This is a genomic window from Novosphingobium sp. EMRT-2 (genome assembly GCF_005145025.1).
Classification (GTDB): Bacteria; Pseudomonadota; Alphaproteobacteria; order Sphingomonadales; family Sphingomonadaceae; genus Novosphingobium.
Genome location: NZ_CP039695.1, coordinates 824,770 through 840,013, shown reverse-complemented (window position 1 = coordinate 840,013; position 15,244 = coordinate 824,770). Strand labels below are relative to the sequence as shown.

Sequence of the window (15,244 nt, the reverse complement as noted above, 5' to 3'; positions counted from 1 at the left end):
CCGCTCCCTGTGACGCGGGCCGGCCTTTTGCCTACTCCGCGAAAACGAACGTGTTGGTCTTTTCGCCGGCGGTGAGCGTGACCTTCGCCCCCAGCGGATCGGTTTCCGCCATGCGCGCCAGCGTCGTTTCGTCGGCTGGGTTGGCGATGAAGCGCGTGCCGTCCGCCAGCGTGCCGATGGCGATGCCGTGCGCGGGCATGCCCTTGGTGTGCACCACCGTATAGGTTCCGATCGTCCCCGTTCCCTGCGCCCGCTCGCTGATCGCGGGTTTGGGAGCGGCGTCGAGCCGCGTCTGGATGCCTTCCTTTTCGCAGCCCGGCCAGGCGCACGGCTCGCCCGATAGCACCATGGCCCCGTATTTGGACTGGAAGCCTCCGTTCGCGCCCACGAAGCCGAAGCTGCCGGCTTGCCGCCGCAGCCGTTCGGCCATGCTGGCGATCGCGTGCATCGAATAGTTGTTCCCGGCGCCGCCGAAATAGGGAAGGCCACCCGTCAGTGTCAGGCCGCGCGGATCGTCGGCGGCAAGGCCCAGCCCTTCGATCGCGGCGGTGAAGACCGGGATCGGGAAGCAACTGTAGAAATCGAAGGCGGCCATGTCGGCGGCGGTCTTCCCCGCGCGGGCGAAGGCCGCGGCGATGGCGGCATTGGCGGCCGGATAGCGGTCGAGGTCAGGCCGGTCGAGGATTTCGCGTTCCACCGCCAGCGCCGCACCATGGACGAAGATCCAGCGCTCCTCCGGGATGCCCGCCGCGCGCGCCGCGCCGGCCGCCATCAGCAGCACAGCCGCTCCCTGGTTGACCTGATCGCGCGCGACCAGCTTCAAGGTGTAGGGATCGGTGACGATGCGGTTGCGTTCGCCGGGGGTGGCGATCTGTTCGGCCGTCATCGGCGCGGATGCGGAGCAGCTCCAGGGATTGGCGGCGGCAACCTGCGTGAACGGCGCGAACAGCCGCCCCATTTCCAGCGCATAGTCCTCCCGCGACAGGCCCAGCCGCGCGCGCCGCGCGTTTTCCAGCAGCGCGTAGGCGATCGGTGCTCCGCGCAAGCCATGGCGTGCGGCGGTGGCGGAGAGCATTCCTTCGTAGCCGAGGCCCCGGTCGTCGATCGAGCCTTCGTCGTGTTCGGCCCAGTCGCGCGTTTCGCCCCGCCCGCTGAGGTGGCGCGTGGTCGAGATCGCTTCTGCGCCGAAGGCGATGGCGGCATCGGTTTCGCCGGCCAGAATGCGGTCCCCCAGTTCCATGACCATCGAGACCGGCGTGTCGCCACCGACCTTGCCAAGGATCGCGTGGTCCGGCGTAACGCCAAGACGGCGGGCGACGGCGAGCGGGAACTTGCCGGGCCTTCCGAATGGGGAGGGCGCTGCGCCCGAATCCTCGAACGTTCGCACCGCGCCCACGACGCGCACGAGTGGACGTACCGCCGGCGCCGCGCCGCTGTCCGCCAGCGCGGCTTCGGCCGCCGCCGCAGCGAGATCGGCGGCGGACAGCGCGCGATAATCGCCTGCCTCGATCCGGTCGACGACCTGACCCACGCCCACGATTACCGGTGTCCTGTCGGGTATGGTGCTCATGTCCTCTCCTCGTGCCATCCGGGCGATGGCTTTGCGGTACCGGACCGGAGCGAAGCGGCGCGGTCAAGAGGTGGTGAGTGGGGCCGGCCAAGTTTTCTGTTCCGGCCATGCCGCGCAGGCTATATGCGCCGCTGGAAACCCGCCGAACCGGCGGACGGACGGATCATTCTCGTGACCAACGCATCATCGCCCTGGCGTGTCGCCGCACTCTATCAGTTCGCACCGTTCCCCGATCCGGAGGCGGTCCGCGCGCCGCTTGCCCGGCTGTGCTGCGGCCTGGACGTGAAGGGCACGCTGCTGGTCGCGCGCGAGGGGATCAACGGCACGATCGCGGGAACGGAGCAGGCGATCGATGCCGTGCTGGCGCACATCCGAGCGCTGCCAGGATGCGCCGGTCTGGACGTGAAATTCTCCGAAGCGGCGGACATGCCGTTCTACCGCATGAAGGTGCGCCTCAAGCGCGAGATCGTGACGATGGGCGAGCCGGACATCGATCCGCTGGCGAGCGTCGGCCACTATGTGTCGCCCGAGGACTGGAACGCGCTGATCGCCGATCCGGGGACGATCGTGATCGACACCCGCAACGACTACGAGGTTGCCGTGGGCACTTTCGCGCGCGCGATTGATCCGCGCACGCAATCGTTCCGCGAATTTCCTGCGTGGTTCCGCGCTGAACGCGAGCGCCTGCTGGGTCAGGGCACGCCGCCGAAAGTGGCGATGTTCTGCACTGGCGGCATCCGCTGCGAGAAGTCCACCGCGTTCCTCAAGGCGGAAGGCGTGGACCAAGTCTATCACCTCAAGGGCGGCATCCTGAAATATCTGGAAACCGTGCCCGAAGCCGAAAGCCTGTGGCGCGGTGAATGCTTCGTGTTCGATGAACGGGTGACGGTGGGCCACGGTCTGGTTCAGGGCTCCTACGAACTGTGCCGCGCGTGCCGCCGCCCGGTTGGCGCGCAGGACCGCGCTTCGCCGCTGTTCGAGGAAGGCGTGAGTTGCGCCGCCTGCCACGACGAGCGGACCGAGGCGCAGCGCGAGAGCTATCGCGAACGGCATCGGCAAGAACAACTGGCCGCGCGGCGCGGCTACCGCCATGTCGGTGCGGTGATGGAGGAGCAGGCATGACGCGCCGGGAAAGCGAAGCGCGCCGCGCGCGGCTGGTGCTGGTGGCGCTGCTGGTGGCGCTGGCGCTGTGGATCGTGCGCGAATTCCTGCCGGCACTGGCCTGGGCGGTGATCATCGCAGTGGCGATCGATCCGCTCTATCTGCGCTTGCGCCGCCGCTGGAATGGGCGGATCGCGCGCGTGCTGCTGCCGGCGGCGATAACGCTGGCCGTGGCGCTGGTCGTGCTGGTGCCGCTGCTGTTCGCGATCGGGCAGGCGCTGGCGGAGGCGCGGCAGATCGCGCAGGGCTTTGAATGGGCGAGGAACAACGGCATCGCGCCGCCGGCCTGGCTGGACGGCACGGCGCCGTTCGCGCGCTCGTGGTGGCAGGCCCACCTTGCCGATCCCCACGCGCCGGGCTTCGTGCTCGGCCGGATGCTGGATGTCGATGTGGTCATGCATGGCCGGCTTATCGGCAGCAACCTGATGCACCGCGCCGTGGTGTTCGCCTTCACGCTGATGACGCTGTTCTTCCTGTTGCGCGACCGGGATGCGATCGTCGAACAGTGCCTTCGCGCCAGCGACCGCGTGTTCGGCCCGGCGGGAGAGCGGATCGGGCGGCAGGCGATCAATTCGGTGCGGGCCACGATCGACGGGCTGGTCCTTGTCGGGATCGGCGAAGGCGCGGTGATGACGATCGTCTATTCGTTGCTGGGAACGCCCCACCCGATCATGCTCGGCACCCTGACGGCGGTTGCGGCCACGATCCCGTTCGGTGCGGCGGTGATGTTCGCCGTGGCTGCCGCCTTGCAGATCGCGATGGGATCGCCGGTCAACGCCGGCATCATCGTGGTCAGCGGGCTGATCGTGCTGGCGGTAGCGGACCATCTCGTCCGCCCCGCGATCATCGGAGGAGCGACACGGTTGCCGTTCCTGTGGGTGCTGATTGGCATTCTGGGCGGTGCGGCCACGTTCGGCATTCTCGGCCTGTTCGTGGGGCCGGCGACGATGGCGGTGCTGGTGATGCTGTGGCGGGATTTCGCCGACGGTGCCGGGCAGGGCGGCGAGGCGCCGTCCGAATAGCCGGCGCGCCTATTGCGCGAACCAGCTCCACACCAGCCGCGCCGTCAACCCCAGGCTTACTGTCACCAGTAGCGGCCGGATCAGCCGCGCGCCCAGCCGCGTCGCCCAGTGCGAGCCAAGCCACGCCCCGGTCATCGCGCCCGCGCCCATGCACAGGCCCAGCAGCCACAGCACTTGCCCGCCCGAGGCGAATACCACGATGCTGGCGACGTTGCTGGTCAGGTTGAACAGCTTGGTCAGCCCGGTCGCCCGCGTCAGGCCCAGCCCGCGCAGCCCGACCAGCGTGGTCGTGTAGAACTGGCCGGCGCCGGGGCCGAAAAAGCCGTCGTAGAAGCCCACCGCGCCGGCCGCCGGCAGATAGCCGCGGTCGCTAAGCCGCGCCTTGCTGTCGTGATCGTCCATGCGCGGCGAAAACACGGTGTAGAGCGCGATTCCCATCAGCAGCAACGGCACCACCAACCGCAGCACATCGGCATCGAACCGCTGGATCACCATCGCTCCCGCCAGTGCGCCCGCGAAGATCGCCGCCACCGTGGGAAGGTTGGGGCGTATCGAAAACAGCCCGGCGCGGCGGTAGCGTAGCGTCGCCATCGCGGTGCCGCAGGCGGATTGCACCTTGTTGGTGCCCAGTACCACATGCGGCGGCAGGCCGGTGTAGATCAGCGCCGGCATCATGATCAGCCCGCCGCCGCCGGCGATGGCGTCGACGAAGCCGGTCAGCACGGCCACGGCGGTCAGCGCGGGATAGAGCCACGGTTCGATCATTTGCGCGCCATGGCGTTTCGCCGTAAGGGCCGCAATCCTCTTTCCACGTCTTGCGCCGGGCATTGCCCGCATTTCAGGCCGACCGCTTCGCCATGACCCGTTTTTCGTTCTCGATCCACGCCACCAGCGGCAAGGCGCGCACCGGCGTCATCACCATGAAGCGCGGCGAAATCCGCACCCCGGCCTTCATGCCCGTGGGCACGGCGGCAACCGTCAAGGCGATGAAGGTGGAAGACGTGCGCGCCACGGGTGCGGACATCATCCTGGGCAACACCTATCATCTGATGCTGCGCCCCGGCGCGGAGCGCATGGCGCGGCTGGGCGGGCTGCACAAGTTCATGGGCTGGGATCGCCCGATCCTGACCGACAGCGGCGGCTATCAGGTCATGAGCCTGTCGGATCTGCGCAAGATCACCGAGGAAGGCGTCACGTTCGCCAGCCATCTCGACGGATCGCGGCACATGCTATCGCCCGAACGCTCGATGGAGATCCAGCGCCTGCTGGGGTCCGACGTCGTCATGGCCTTCGACGAATGCCCGCGCGCCGATCAACCGCGCGATGTGATCGCCCGTTCGATGGCGATGTCGATGCGCTGGGCCAGGCGCAGCCGCGAAGGCTTCGATAGTGGCGGCGAGCACGCCGAAAACGCGGCGCTGTTCGGCATCCAGCAGGGTGCGCTGGACGAAGGCCTGCGCCAGGAAAGCGCCGACGCCTTGCGCGACATCGCCTTCGACGGTTACGCCATCGGCGGGCTGGCGGTGGGCGAGGGACAGGAGGCGATGTTCGCCACGCTCGATTTCGCGCCCGACCAGTTGCCGCAGGATCGCCCGCGCTACCTGATGGGGGTGGGCAAGCCCGATGACCTCGTCGGCGCCGTCGAACGCGGCGTGGACATGTTCGATTGCGTGCTGCCGACACGCTCGGGCCGCAACGGCCAAGCGTTCACCTGGAACGGCCCGCTCAACTTGCGCAATGCGCGGTTCGCGGAAGACACCGGCCCGCTGGACGAACGCTGCACCTGCCCGGTCTGCGCGAAATACAGCCGCGCCTATCTCCACCATCTGCACAAGTGCGGGGAAATGCTGGGCGCGATGCTGACGACGGAGCACAACCTCTCGTTCTACCAGCAGTTGATGGCCGGGATGCGGGCGGCTATCTCGGCCGGAGCTTTTGCCGCTTTCGCAGCGGACTTCCGGCGCGATTATTTGGGGCGATGAAGCTTGCTACGCCGCGATGTCGGCCGTTTCATCCGGCGTGTCGAACGGACGCGTTTCGAGACGGGTGCCGGGGTACTGGTAGAATTCGCCGCTGCGATCCTCGAAAAATCCGGCACCGATCGCGCAGGCCTGTTGCTGTGCGGTCAGCAGGTCGGGGTACCATTTTCCGCATCGGTGCGGGGTGACGAAACGAAACATCGGCATGCCCGGCCAATGGCCGAAGCGCGTTTCAGTTCCGTGATCGAGATCAATCCGGCGCGATCTTGCGACCGGCCGATTTTGCGGGGCGACGAATAGCGCTGATGAAATGTAACGATATGATTTAGAAACAAAAAAGGCGGGGTTGAGCCCCGCCTTTCGTGCTTTTTCGTGCCGAAGCCGGACCGATCAGCGCGAGTAGAACTCGACGACCAGGTTCGGTTCCATCTTCACCGGATAGGGCACTTCATCAAGCGTCGGAACGCGGGTGAAGGTCACCTTGTCGCCTTCGGCGGCGACGTAGTCGGGCACTTCGCGCTCGGGCAGCGCCTGCGCTTCGGCGATCAGCGCCATTTCTTTGGCCTTCTTGCCCAGGCTGACGACATCGCCGGGGCGCACGCGGCGCGACGCGATGTTGCACTTCACTCCGTTGACGTAGATGTGGCCGTGCGAAACGACCTGGCGGGCCGAGAAGATCGTCGGCGCGAACTTGGCGCGATAGACGACCATGTCGAGGCGCTGTTCGAGCAGGCCGATCAGGTTCTGACCGGTATCGCCCTTCATCTTGGCGGCTTCCTGGTAGGTGCGCTTGAACTGCTTCTCGGTCACGTCGCCGTAGTAGCCCTTGAGCTTCTGCTTGGCGCGGAGCTGGATGCCGAAGTCCGACACCTTGCTCTTGCGGCGCTGGCCGTGCTGGCCGGGGCCATAGCTCCGGCGGTTGACCGAGCTCTTGGGACGGCCCCAGATGTTCTCCCCAAGACGGCGGTCAATTTTATACTTCGATGCCTTGCGCTTCGACATGGCGCAGGTGCCTCCAACTTGCTTGCGCGGATGACCATCACCCGTGCTTCAGACCCGGTACGCACCGTTCCGTCAGTTACGGAACGCGGCCACCGCTTCACCGGGGTGCGGGGCCAATCGGACTGGACCGCCGAAGCCAACTTCAGCGGAGTCCATGTGAACGCGCGCTAAGAACAGGGGTTTAGTGGTTTGTCAAGGGCAGGTGCCATAGACAGAGCTGGAATTTTAGGTTCAGATGGAATTGATGAGCGAGGGGCCGCCCAATCCTGAGGACTTTGTGACGCTGGACGACGTGTTCAGCGGCATTGATCTTGTCGATCGCCAACTCATCGACCTTCTGTCCCGGCGCTTTGCCTTGGTGCGCGCCGCGGCGAAACTCAACGACGGGCGTTTCAATCTGGATGACGAAGAACGGCGCAGGGCGGTCCTTTCGGCGATTCGCCGCCGCGCGTTCGAGCAGGGCGTGCCGGTGGGGCTGGTCGGCGATTTCTGGGATCGGCTGTTTGATGCTTCGGTCGCGTTCGAGCGCCAGGCGCGCGAACGGTTGCGCGCTGGCAACGAATAGATCCGGGTCCGATACCGCTCAGTCCTTGGGCTCCGGCGTGCGCCGCAGCGCTGAAAGCACGCCGCGCAGGGTGCGGATCTCGAGATGGTTCCAGCCGGGCTTGGTCAGCATGGTGCGCAGCGTACGCCGCGTGGCCGCCGCCCGGCTCGGCGGCTCGAAATAGCCGCGCGGCTCCAGCATCTCGGTCAGTTGGGCGAACATGCCCTCGAACTCATCCTGCGGGGCGGGCGGGAGCAGGTCCTCGACCGTCGGCTGGATCAGCGCCGCGTCGCCGGCCGCGACATGCTTGGACCATTCATAGGCGCACAGGATCACAGCCTGCGCCAGATTGAGCGAGCCGAATTCCGGGTTGATCGGCACGGTCAGGATCGCGCGGGCCAGCGCCACGTCGTCGGTTTCCAACCCGGAGCGCTCCGGCCCGAACACGATGGCGCTGCGGCCCGGCGCGGTCGTGATCGCGCGGGCGGCTTCCTCGGGTGTCACCACCGGCTTGGTCACGCCGCGCTTGCGCACGGTGGTGGCATAGACGTGGGCGCAATCGGCCACCGCGTCGGCCAGCGTTTCGAACACCCGCGCTTGTTCCAGCACGCTGTCCGCGCCCGAGGCCGCCGGGCCGGCCGACGGGTTGGGCCAGCCGTCGCGGGGCGAGATCAGCCGCATCTCGGTCAGCCCGAAATTGAGCATGGCGCGGGCTGCCTTGCCGATATTCTCGCCAAGCTGCGGACGGACCAGAACGATGACCGGGGGAAGGGCGGCGGGCTGCGTCAATGCGCGCCCACTTCGCGCACGGTGCTGGCGAATTCCTCGAAATCGCGGGCTTCGGTGAAGTCGCGATAGACGCTGGCGAAGCGGATGTAGGAGACGCTGTCGATCTGGCGCAGCCCATCCATCACCATTTCCCCAATCGCCTTGGAGGGCACTTCGGTGTCGCCCATCGTCTCGATCTGGCGCTGGATGCTGGACACCAGCCGGTCGAGCCGTTCCTGCGGCACACCGCGCTTGCGGCAGGCGAGGGCTACGGACTGTTCGATCTTGGCGCGGTCGAACGGTTCGCGCCGGTCGCCCGATTTCACCACCATGATTTCGCGCAACTGCACGCGCTCGAACGTGGTGAAGCGGGCGCCGCAGCTTTCGCACTGGCGCCGCCGGCGGATCGAGGTGTTGTCCTCGCTCGGCCGGCTGTCCTTCACCTGGCTGTTGTCATGCGCGCAGAACGGGCAACGCATCGGTCAGCGCTTGATCCGTTGCCAGAACGCGATGCCTGCGCCGATGGCGAGGCCGGCGGGCAGGGTGATCACCGGCAGCAGCGCGCCCGCGACAGCGCCGATCCCGGCGCCGATCAGCACCGGCTTGGTCGATGGGTGGTCCATCCCCTGCTTTGCCATGGCGGTGATCTCGTCCCTGGCTCGGCCGACGAGGTCGTCGTCGCGGTCGCTCATGGCCTTACAACTCCGGATAGATCGGGAAGCGATCGCACAGTTCGGCCACGCGATCGCGCACGCGCTGTTCGATCTGCCCGTCGCCTTCATCGCCGTTGCGCGCCATGCCATCGACCACTTCGGCGATGAGCTGCCCGATCGTGCGAAATTCGGCCACGCCGAAGCCGCGCGTGGTGCCGGCCGGCGTGCCGAGCCGGATGCCCGAGGTGACGAAGGGCGAGCGCTTGTCGAACGGGATGCCGTTCTTGTTGCAGGTCAGCCAGGCGCGATCGAGGCCCTTTTCCGCCGCCTTGCCGGTGACGTCCTTCGCCGTCAGGTCGACCAGCATCAGGTGGTTGTCGGTGCCGCCCGAAACGATGGCGAGACCCTGCTCCTGCAGCGACGAGGCCAGCGCGCGCGCGTTCGCCACGATCTGCGCGGCATAGGCCCGGAATTCGGGGCGTAGCGCTTCGCCGAAGGCAACCGCCTTGGCCGCGATCACATGGACGAGCGGGCCACCCTGCATGCCGGGGAACACCGCCATGTTTATCTTCTTGGCGATGTCCTCGTCATTGGTGAGGACCACGCCCGAACGCGGGCCGCGCAGCGACTTGTGCGTGGTGGTGGTGACGACGTGCGCGTGCGGGAAGGGCGAGGGGTGCGCGCCGCCGGCGACAAGGCCGGAGAAGTGCGACATATCGACGAGCAGCCAAGCGCCCACTTCATCGGCGATCTCGCGAAAGCGCGGGAAATCCCACACGCGCGAATAGGCGGTGCCGCCCGCGATGATGAGCTTCGGCTTGTGTTCGCGGGCAAGGCGGGCAACCTCGTCCATGTCGATCAGGTGATCGTCCTCGCGCACGCCATAGGGGATCGGCTTGAACCACTTGCCGCTCATGTTGACGGGCGATCCGTGGGTCAGGTGACCGCCCGAATTGAGATCCAGCCCCATGAAGCTGTCGCCCGGCTCCAGCAGAGCGAGGAACACGGCCTGGTTCATCTGACTGCCCGAATTGGGCTGCACGTTGGCGAACTGGCAGCCGAACAGCTTCTTGGCGCGCTCGATGGCCAGCGTTTCGACTACGTCGGCATATTCGCAGCCGCCATAATAGCGCTTGCCCGGATAGCCTTCGGCGTACTTGTTGGTGAACACCGAACCCGTGGCTTCGAGTACCGCAAGCGAGGTGATGTTCTCGCTGGCGATCAGCTCGATCTTGGTCTGCTGGCGCTTCAGTTCGCCCCGGATCGCCGCGAAGACTTCGGCATCGGCGCTCTCAAGGTGTTCGGTGAAGAAACCCGAGGAGCGGATTTCCGAAGTCGCGGTGGCGGCATTGGTCATCTGGTCGTCTCCTCTTCAGACCTGGGGATGGGAAAGCTTGTCGACGCGGCCGGCATGGCGGCCGCCGCCGAATTCGGTGGACAGGAACGCATCGAGGCAGGCCTTGGCCATGTCGACGCCGGTCAGGCGCGCGCCCATAGCGATGCAGTTGGCATCGTTGTGTTCGCGTGCCAGGGCGGCGGACAGCGGCTCGGAAACCAGCGCGCAGCGGCAGGCGGGATTGCGGTTCACCGCGATCGAGATGCCGATGCCCGATCCGCACAGCGCCACGCCATAGGCGGCGGTGCCATCGGCGACCACCGAGGCCAGCTTGTAGCCATAGTCGGGGTAATCGACACGATCGGCCGTTTCCGGGCCAAGATCGGCGACTTCGTGGCCCAGACCGATCAGATATTCGCGCAGTTCCGCCTTGAGGTCGAACGCGGCGTGATCGGAAGCAATGGCTATGCGCATGGGATTTTGCGTTTCCGGCTGTCCTTGGAGGGGATTCTGCGCCCCCTTAGGCGCATTGCGCCAACGATGCCAGATCAAACGCCGTGCAATGCCCTATTGTCCGTATTTGCGGGGCGCCCTTGGGGCGCCCCGCCTTGCATTGCATCGTATCAGGAGCGGATCAATTGAACGACCCGCTCAGCGTCACGCCGAACACGCGCGGATCGTTGTAGATGCCGGCACGGTAGTTCGAGGTGTCGATAACGCCGACAAGGTTGCGCTTGTCGGTGAGGTTGCGGGCGAAGAAGGCCAGCTCGTAGCGCTCGAAAGCCAGACCCGCCTTGAGGCCGAGTTCGAAGTTGCCGTTCGAGGTGTACTCCACCGTCTTGTAGGGCACGTACATCGTATAGCCCTGCAGGTTGAAGTCCGCGCCCACGAACGCGCGCAGCTTCTCGTTCAGCGGCAGGTCGTAGCGGCCGCTTACGTTGAGGTTGAAGTCAGGCGCGTTGGGCAGCGGGTTGCCGTTGATCTGGGCGAAGTAGTTGTTGCCCACGCGCACGGTCGGGTTGAGCACCGTTTCCGAAAGCACGCCACCGGCCGCGCCGGCCTGCGCATAGACCGACTTGTCCTTGATCTCGGTGTGTAGCAGGCTGAAGCCAATGTTGAACTTCAGGTTGCGGGCCGGCCGCAGCCCCAGTTCCGCTTCCATGCCATAGCCGACAGCCTTGTCGGCATTGAACAGCACGCCGTTGCCGTTGCTGTCGTTGCCGTTCAACTGGATGTCCGAAACCGTGTAGTAGAAGCCGGTCAGATTGAACGTCAGGGCGTTATCAAGCCAGGCGCTTTTCACGCCCGCTTCCCAGGACGTGTTCTTTTCCGATTGCGCCGTGGAGAAGGGCGAGTTGAACACGGCAGAGCGGCCCTGAATGGTCGGACCACGGAAGCCGCGCGCGACACGGGCGAACAGGCTGAGATCCGGCGTGGCGCGATAAAGCAGGCTCAGGTCGAAGCTGGGCTGCGTGTCGGAAAGGCGCACCTTGCGCGCCGCGGTTGCCGGGAACGTTACCACGCCAGACACCGTATCGGCGGTCTTGAGCAGTTCGGTGGTCTTGGTGTCGTTCGTCACGCGCACGCCGCCGGTCACGCGCAGCTTCTCGGTCAGGTCGTAGCTGGCCTGGCCGAACAGGCCCCAGCTGGTGTTGACGTTGTGCAGAAGAACCCAGTTGTTCGGGCTGGGTGTGGTGCCCAGCGCATTGCTGGTCAGGAAGTACGCGCGCTGGTCGAACTCGGTCATGTCGCGCGAATCGAAGTAGATGCCCCCGATCTGCCACTTGAACCGGCCGGTGTCCGGGCTGGCGAGGCGCAGTTCCTGCGACCACTGATCCAGCCCGCGCAGCACCCCGCGCGACTGGCCGCAGCCGGCCGCGCAATAGTTCGGGGCGGTGCCGCCGAAATCGGCCGCAGCGCCGCCGTCGGTGTCGCCACGGCTATAGCCATGGGCGTTTTCATAGGCGGTGATCGACGTCAGCGTGATGCCGCCGAAATCGTAGATCGCCTTCAGCGATGCGCCCTTGGTCTTGTAGGCCTGCGGGTTGTTCTGCGCTTCGTCGTAGGAAACCTTCGTCAGGTCCAGCGTATCGGGCACGGCGCGCACGCCCTGCTTGATGGAGCCGCGATAGAAGATCGACGCGGTGCCATCGTAGTCGCGATAGTGACCGGACAGGCGCAGGGTCAGCGCGTCCGAAGGCTTGGCCTCGATCTGCAGGCGCACGTCGCGCTCGTTGAAGCCGCCCATCACATTCTTGCCGGGGACGGTGCCATCGTCGCTGGGGCCGGTGTAGGTGTTGCTGATCCAGTTGTCGCGATGCTGGTAAAGGCCGGACAGGCGGAAGCTCAGCGTGCCGCTGCTGTTGAGCGGGCCGCCGACGCCGGCATCGATGTTGACGCTGTTGCGGCTGCCCCAGCTTGCGGACCCCTGGCCGCGCCAGGTAGCGGACGGCTGCACCGTATCGAACTTGACGATGCCGGCGGTGGTGTTGCGGCCGAACAACGATCCTTGCGGACCGCGCAGCACTTCCACCTGATCGATGTCGAAGGCCGGCGTGGACTTGAGCACGACATGCTCGGCCACCACGTCGTCCTGGATGATCGACACCGGCTGCGACGCACCCAGATAGAAGTCGATGTTGCCAAGGCCGCGGATGTAGAACCGCGGAAAGATGCGGCCCGTGGTCGATTCAACGTTGAGGCTGGGGACGCGGCCCGCCAGCGAAAGCAGGGTGTCGGCACCGCCGGCCTGGATGTCGTGCAACGTTTCGGGCTTCATGACGGCAACGGAGACCGGCACGCTCAGGATGTTCTCCTGGCGGCGTTGTGCCGTGACGACGATCGTGTCTGACGATTCCGCCGCTTCGGCGTCAGCCGCCTGGGCTTGTGCCATGGCGGGCGCCACGGGCAGCAGGGCGGTTCCCGCGAGAAGCGCGGAGGCTAAAGATGCGATACGCATTAATTGATTCCCTCATGAGGTGGGATGACGGTCCCTTGCCGACGGCTGCTGCGGTTAAACCCGTCATATTTCAACCTTGTTTCGGCGGGGCCGGTATCGCCTGAAACGAATCGGGCCGGGGTGTCGCATGGGGGCAACAACCCCCGAGAACCCCATCCCCCAAAATGCGAAAGGGCGCCCCGACGGATCGGGACGCCCTTTTCGGCTTTGCCGGGATGCCGGTCGTTACTGATCCAGGAACGAGCGCATCTTCCTCGAACGGCTCGGGTGCTTCAGCTTCCTCAGCGCCTTTGCCTCGATCTGGCGGATGCGTTCGCGCGTCACCGAGAACTGCTGGCCCACTTCCTCCAGCGTGTGATCGGTGTTCATGCCGATGCCGAAGCGCATGCGCAGCACGCGTTCCTCGCGCGGGGTCAGGCTGGCCAGCACGCGGGTAACGGTTTCCTTGAGGTTGGACTGGATCGCGGCGTCCACCGGGATGATCGCGTTCTTGTCCTCGATGAAATCGCCCAGGTGGCTGTCTTCCTCGTCGCCGATCGGCGTTTCGAGTGAGATCGGCTCCTTGGCGATCTTCATCACCTTGCGCACCTTCTCCAGCGGCATGGAGAGGCGTTCGGCCATTTCCTCGGGCGTGGGCTCGCGGCCCTGCTCGTGCAGGAACTGGCGGCTGGTGCGCACCAGCTTGTTGATCGTTTCGATCATGTGGACCGGGATACGGATGGTGCGCGCCTGATCCGCGATCGAGCGCGTGATCGCCTGCCGGATCCACCACGTCGCGTACGTCGAGAACTTGTAGCCGCGGCGATACTCGAACTTGTCCACCGCCTTCATCAGGCCGATGTTCCCTTCCTGGATCAGGTCCAGGAACTGCAGCCCGCGGTTGGTATATTTCTTGGCGATCGAGATCACGAGGCGGAGGTTGGCTTCCACCATTTCCTTCTTGGCGATGCGCGCTTCGCGTTCGCCCTTCTGGACCATGTTCACGATACGGCGGAATTCGCCCAGCGACATGCCGGTGGCGGCCGCGATGTCGGCGATCTCGGCGCGGATGCGCTCCACCGCCGAACCTTCGTTGGCGGCAAACGCGGCCCACTTCTTGTCGCGGCCGGCCAGCGATTGCAGCCAGCCGTCGTCGAGTTCGCGGCCGACGTAGTTATCGAGGAAGTCCTTGCGCGAAACCTTGTGGCGTTCGGCCAGGCGCAGCATTTGCCCGCCCAGCGCCGTCAGGCGGCGGTTGAACGCATAGAGGTTGTCGACCAGGTATTCGATTTTGCTGGCATGGAACTGCACGCTTTCGACCTGCGCGGTCAGATCCTCGCGCAGCTTCTGGTACTGCGATTCCTTCGCCGCCGGAAAATCGTTGCCGATCGCCAGCACGTCGAGCCGTTCGGCCTGGATCTTCTCGAAGCGGCGGAACAGGTCGGTAATCTCGGCGAAGCGCTCAAGCGCGGCCGGCTTCAGCTGCGCTTCCATCTGGGCGAGGCTGAGGGTGTTGTCCTCTTCCTCTTCCTCCACCGGACGCGCGCGGCGTTCGCGCAGTTCGTCGTCCTCGTCGCCGTCGGCCGGTTCTTCTTCCTCGACTTCGTCCTCGTCCTTGAACGAGGGGCCGGCCGTGGCTTCGCTGATTTCGCCGTCGGCTTCCTCGCCGTCCTCGGAGAGGTTTTCGGGCTGCGGTTCCTTGGACAGCATCGCGTCGAGATCGAGAATCTCGCGCAGCTGCATTTCGCCGGCGTTCAGCGCCTCGGACCACTGGATGATCGCGTGGAAGGTGATCGGGCTTTCGCACAGGCCCATGATCATGGTGTCGCGGCCGGCTTCGATGCGCTTGGCGATGGCAATTTCGCCTTCGCGGCTGAGCAGTTCCACCGCGCCCATTTCGCGCAGGTACATGCGCACCGGATCGTCGGTACGCTCGACGGTTTCCTTGCGCTTGATGATGTCGGGCCGATCCTCGACCGGATCGACATCTTCCACGTCTTCCTGCTGGTTGTCTTCCGGATCGACCGCGTCCTCGTCGCTTTCGACGATATTGACGCCCATTTCCGAAATCGCGGCCATGATGTCCTCGATCTGCTCGGAAGACATCTGGTCCTGAGGCAGCGCCTCGTTCAGCTCGTCGTAAGTGATGATGCCACGGCGCTTGGCGCGCGCGATGAGCTTCTTGATGGAAGCGTCATTCAGGTCGATCAGCGGCGCGTCGCCGCTATCGGTCTTGTCGTTGGATGCCATTGAACCCCGATACCACTTTGT

General features: G+C 65.7%; 15 protein-coding genes. 4 read left to right on the top strand and 11 right to left on the bottom strand.

Annotated features, from left to right (window positions below):
* Window positions 1–31: 31 nt before the first annotated feature.
* Window positions 32–1,570, bottom strand: coding sequence for an acetyl-CoA acetyltransferase (locus FA702_RS04180; RefSeq protein ID WP_136955160.1), 1,539 nt, complete (start codon window positions 1,568–1,570; stop codon window positions 32–34).
* A 123-nt stretch (window positions 1,571–1,693) separates the two neighbouring features.
* On the opposite strand from FA702_RS04180, the gene FA702_RS04175 reads away from it, so the two are divergent.
* Both FA702_RS04175 and FA702_RS04170 read left to right on the top strand, forming a co-directional pair.
* Complete coding sequence (locus tag FA702_RS04175) at window positions 1,694–2,692, top strand: rhodanese-related sulfurtransferase (protein WP_136955159.1); 999 nt, start codon at window positions 1,694–1,696, stop codon at window positions 2,690–2,692.
* Window positions 2,689–3,753 carry an AI-2E family transporter gene (locus FA702_RS04170; protein WP_136955158.1) on the top strand — a complete coding sequence of 355 codons (1,065 nt, stop codon included), beginning with the start codon at window positions 2,689–2,691 and terminating at the stop codon, window positions 3,751–3,753. The genes FA702_RS04175 and FA702_RS04170 overlap by 4 nt, the downstream gene beginning before the upstream one ends.
* A gap of 9 nt (window positions 3,754–3,762) precedes the next feature.
* Here FA702_RS04170 and FA702_RS04165 read toward each other — a convergent pair whose 3' ends face one another.
* A complete protein-coding gene (locus tag FA702_RS04165; RefSeq protein WP_136955157.1) occupies window positions 3,763–4,518 on the bottom strand; it encodes a TSUP family transporter in 756 nt (251 codons plus the stop codon).
* A 92-nt stretch (window positions 4,519–4,610) separates the two neighbouring features.
* On the opposite strand from FA702_RS04165, the gene tgt reads away from it, so the two are divergent.
* Window positions 4,611–5,735, top strand: a complete 1,125-nt coding sequence (gene tgt / locus FA702_RS04160; protein WP_136955156.1) for a tRNA guanosine(34) transglycosylase Tgt — start codon at window positions 4,611–4,613, stop codon at window positions 5,733–5,735.
* Between the two features lie 6 nt (window positions 5,736–5,741).
* On the opposite strand, the gene FA702_RS04155 is transcribed toward tgt, so the two are convergent.
* Both FA702_RS04155 and rpsD read right to left on the bottom strand, forming a co-directional pair.
* A complete protein-coding gene (locus FA702_RS04155; RefSeq protein ID WP_223806549.1) occupies window positions 5,742–5,933 on the bottom strand; it encodes a hypothetical protein in 192 nt (63 codons plus the stop codon).
* A 189-nt stretch (window positions 5,934–6,122) separates the two neighbouring features.
* Window positions 6,123–6,734 (bottom strand): 30S ribosomal protein S4, encoded by a 612-nt coding sequence (rpsD, locus tag FA702_RS04150; protein ID WP_124808796.1) that lies wholly within the window; start codon window positions 6,732–6,734, stop codon window positions 6,123–6,125.
* 277 nt (window positions 6,735–7,011) lie between these two features.
* Here rpsD and FA702_RS04145 point away from each other — a divergent pair, with 277 nt between their 5' ends.
* A complete protein-coding gene (locus FA702_RS04145; RefSeq protein WP_168195987.1) occupies window positions 7,012–7,299 on the top strand; it encodes a chorismate mutase in 288 nt (95 codons plus the stop codon).
* Window positions 7,300–7,317: 18 nt separating this feature from the next.
* Here the strand turns inward: FA702_RS04145 and FA702_RS04140 are convergent, their stop codons facing one another.
* From FA702_RS04140 to rpoD, 7 genes are all read right to left on the bottom strand, one after another.
* Window positions 7,318–8,067 carry an RNA methyltransferase gene (locus FA702_RS04140; RefSeq protein WP_136955154.1) on the bottom strand — a complete coding sequence of 250 codons (750 nt, stop codon included), beginning with the start codon at window positions 8,065–8,067 and terminating at the stop codon, window positions 7,318–7,320.
* Window positions 8,064–8,525, bottom strand: a complete 462-nt coding sequence (gene nrdR / locus FA702_RS04135; RefSeq protein WP_136955153.1) for a transcriptional regulator NrdR — start codon at window positions 8,523–8,525, stop codon at window positions 8,064–8,066. Before nrdR ends, FA702_RS04140 begins: the two co-directional genes overlap by 4 nt.
* Before the next feature lie 3 nt (window positions 8,526–8,528).
* Window positions 8,529–8,738: a hypothetical protein gene (locus tag FA702_RS04130; RefSeq protein ID WP_136955152.1), complete on the bottom strand. Its 210-nt coding sequence runs from the start codon at window positions 8,736–8,738 to the stop codon at window positions 8,529–8,531.
* A 4-nt stretch (window positions 8,739–8,742) separates the two neighbouring features.
* The gene (gene glyA / locus FA702_RS04125) at window positions 8,743–10,056 is read right to left on the bottom strand and encodes a serine hydroxymethyltransferase (RefSeq protein ID WP_136955151.1); all 1,314 of its coding nucleotides are present in this window, start codon (window positions 10,054–10,056) and stop codon (window positions 8,743–8,745) included.
* Window positions 10,057–10,071: 15 nt separating this feature from the next.
* Window positions 10,072–10,509: a ribose 5-phosphate isomerase B gene (gene rpiB / locus FA702_RS04120; protein WP_136955150.1), complete on the bottom strand. Its 438-nt coding sequence runs from the start codon at window positions 10,507–10,509 to the stop codon at window positions 10,072–10,074.
* Between the two features lie 160 nt (window positions 10,510–10,669).
* Entirely contained in the window at window positions 10,670–12,928 is a 2,259-nt protein-coding gene (locus tag FA702_RS04115; protein ID WP_255504707.1) for a TonB-dependent receptor, read from the bottom strand.
* A gap of 291 nt (window positions 12,929–13,219) precedes the next feature.
* On the bottom strand, window positions 13,220–15,223 hold the full coding sequence (gene rpoD / locus FA702_RS04110; RefSeq protein ID WP_124808804.1) for an RNA polymerase sigma factor RpoD: 2,004 nt from the start codon (window positions 15,221–15,223) through the stop codon (window positions 13,220–13,222).
* Window positions 15,224–15,244: the final 21 nt, after the last annotated feature.

Excerpts from the sequence above, each read along its gene's own strand:
- FA702_RS04180 (WP_136955160.1), bottom strand. The coding sequence starts at position 1,570 with ATGAGCACCATACCCGACAGGACACCGGTAATCGTGGGCGTGGGTCAG.
- FA702_RS04175 (WP_136955159.1), top strand. The coding sequence starts at position 1,694 with ATGCGCCGCTGGAAACCCGCCGAACCGGCGGACGGACGGATCATTCTC.
- FA702_RS04170 (WP_136955158.1), top strand. The coding sequence starts at position 2,689 with ATGACGCGCCGGGAAAGCGAAGCGCGCCGCGCGCGGCTGGTGCTGGTG.
- FA702_RS04165 (WP_136955157.1), bottom strand. The coding sequence starts at position 4,518 with ATGATCGAACCGTGGCTCTATCCCGCGCTGACCGCCGTGGCCGTGCTG.
- tgt (WP_136955156.1), top strand. The coding sequence starts at position 4,611 with ATGACCCGTTTTTCGTTCTCGATCCACGCCACCAGCGGCAAGGCGCGC.
- FA702_RS04155 (WP_223806549.1), bottom strand. The coding sequence starts at position 5,933 with ATGTTTCGTTTCGTCACCCCGCACCGATGCGGAAAATGGTACCCCGAC.
- rpsD (WP_124808796.1), bottom strand. The coding sequence starts at position 6,734 with ATGTCGAAGCGCAAGGCATCGAAGTATAAAATTGACCGCCGTCTTGGG.
- nrdR (WP_136955153.1), bottom strand. The coding sequence starts at position 8,525 with ATGCGTTGCCCGTTCTGCGCGCATGACAACAGCCAGGTGAAGGACAGC.
- FA702_RS04130 (WP_136955152.1), bottom strand. The coding sequence starts at position 8,738 with ATGAGCGACCGCGACGACGACCTCGTCGGCCGAGCCAGGGACGAGATC.
- glyA (WP_136955151.1), bottom strand. The coding sequence starts at position 10,056 with ATGACCAATGCCGCCACCGCGACTTCGGAAATCCGCTCCTCGGGTTTC.
- rpiB (WP_136955150.1), bottom strand. The coding sequence starts at position 10,509 with ATGCGCATAGCCATTGCTTCCGATCACGCCGCGTTCGACCTCAAGGCG.
- FA702_RS04115 (WP_255504707.1), bottom strand. The coding sequence starts at position 12,928 with ATGGCACAAGCCCAGGCGGCTGACGCCGAAGCGGCGGAATCGTCAGAC.
- rpoD (WP_124808804.1), bottom strand. The coding sequence starts at position 15,223 with ATGGCATCCAACGACAAGACCGATAGCGGCGACGCGCCGCTGATCGAC.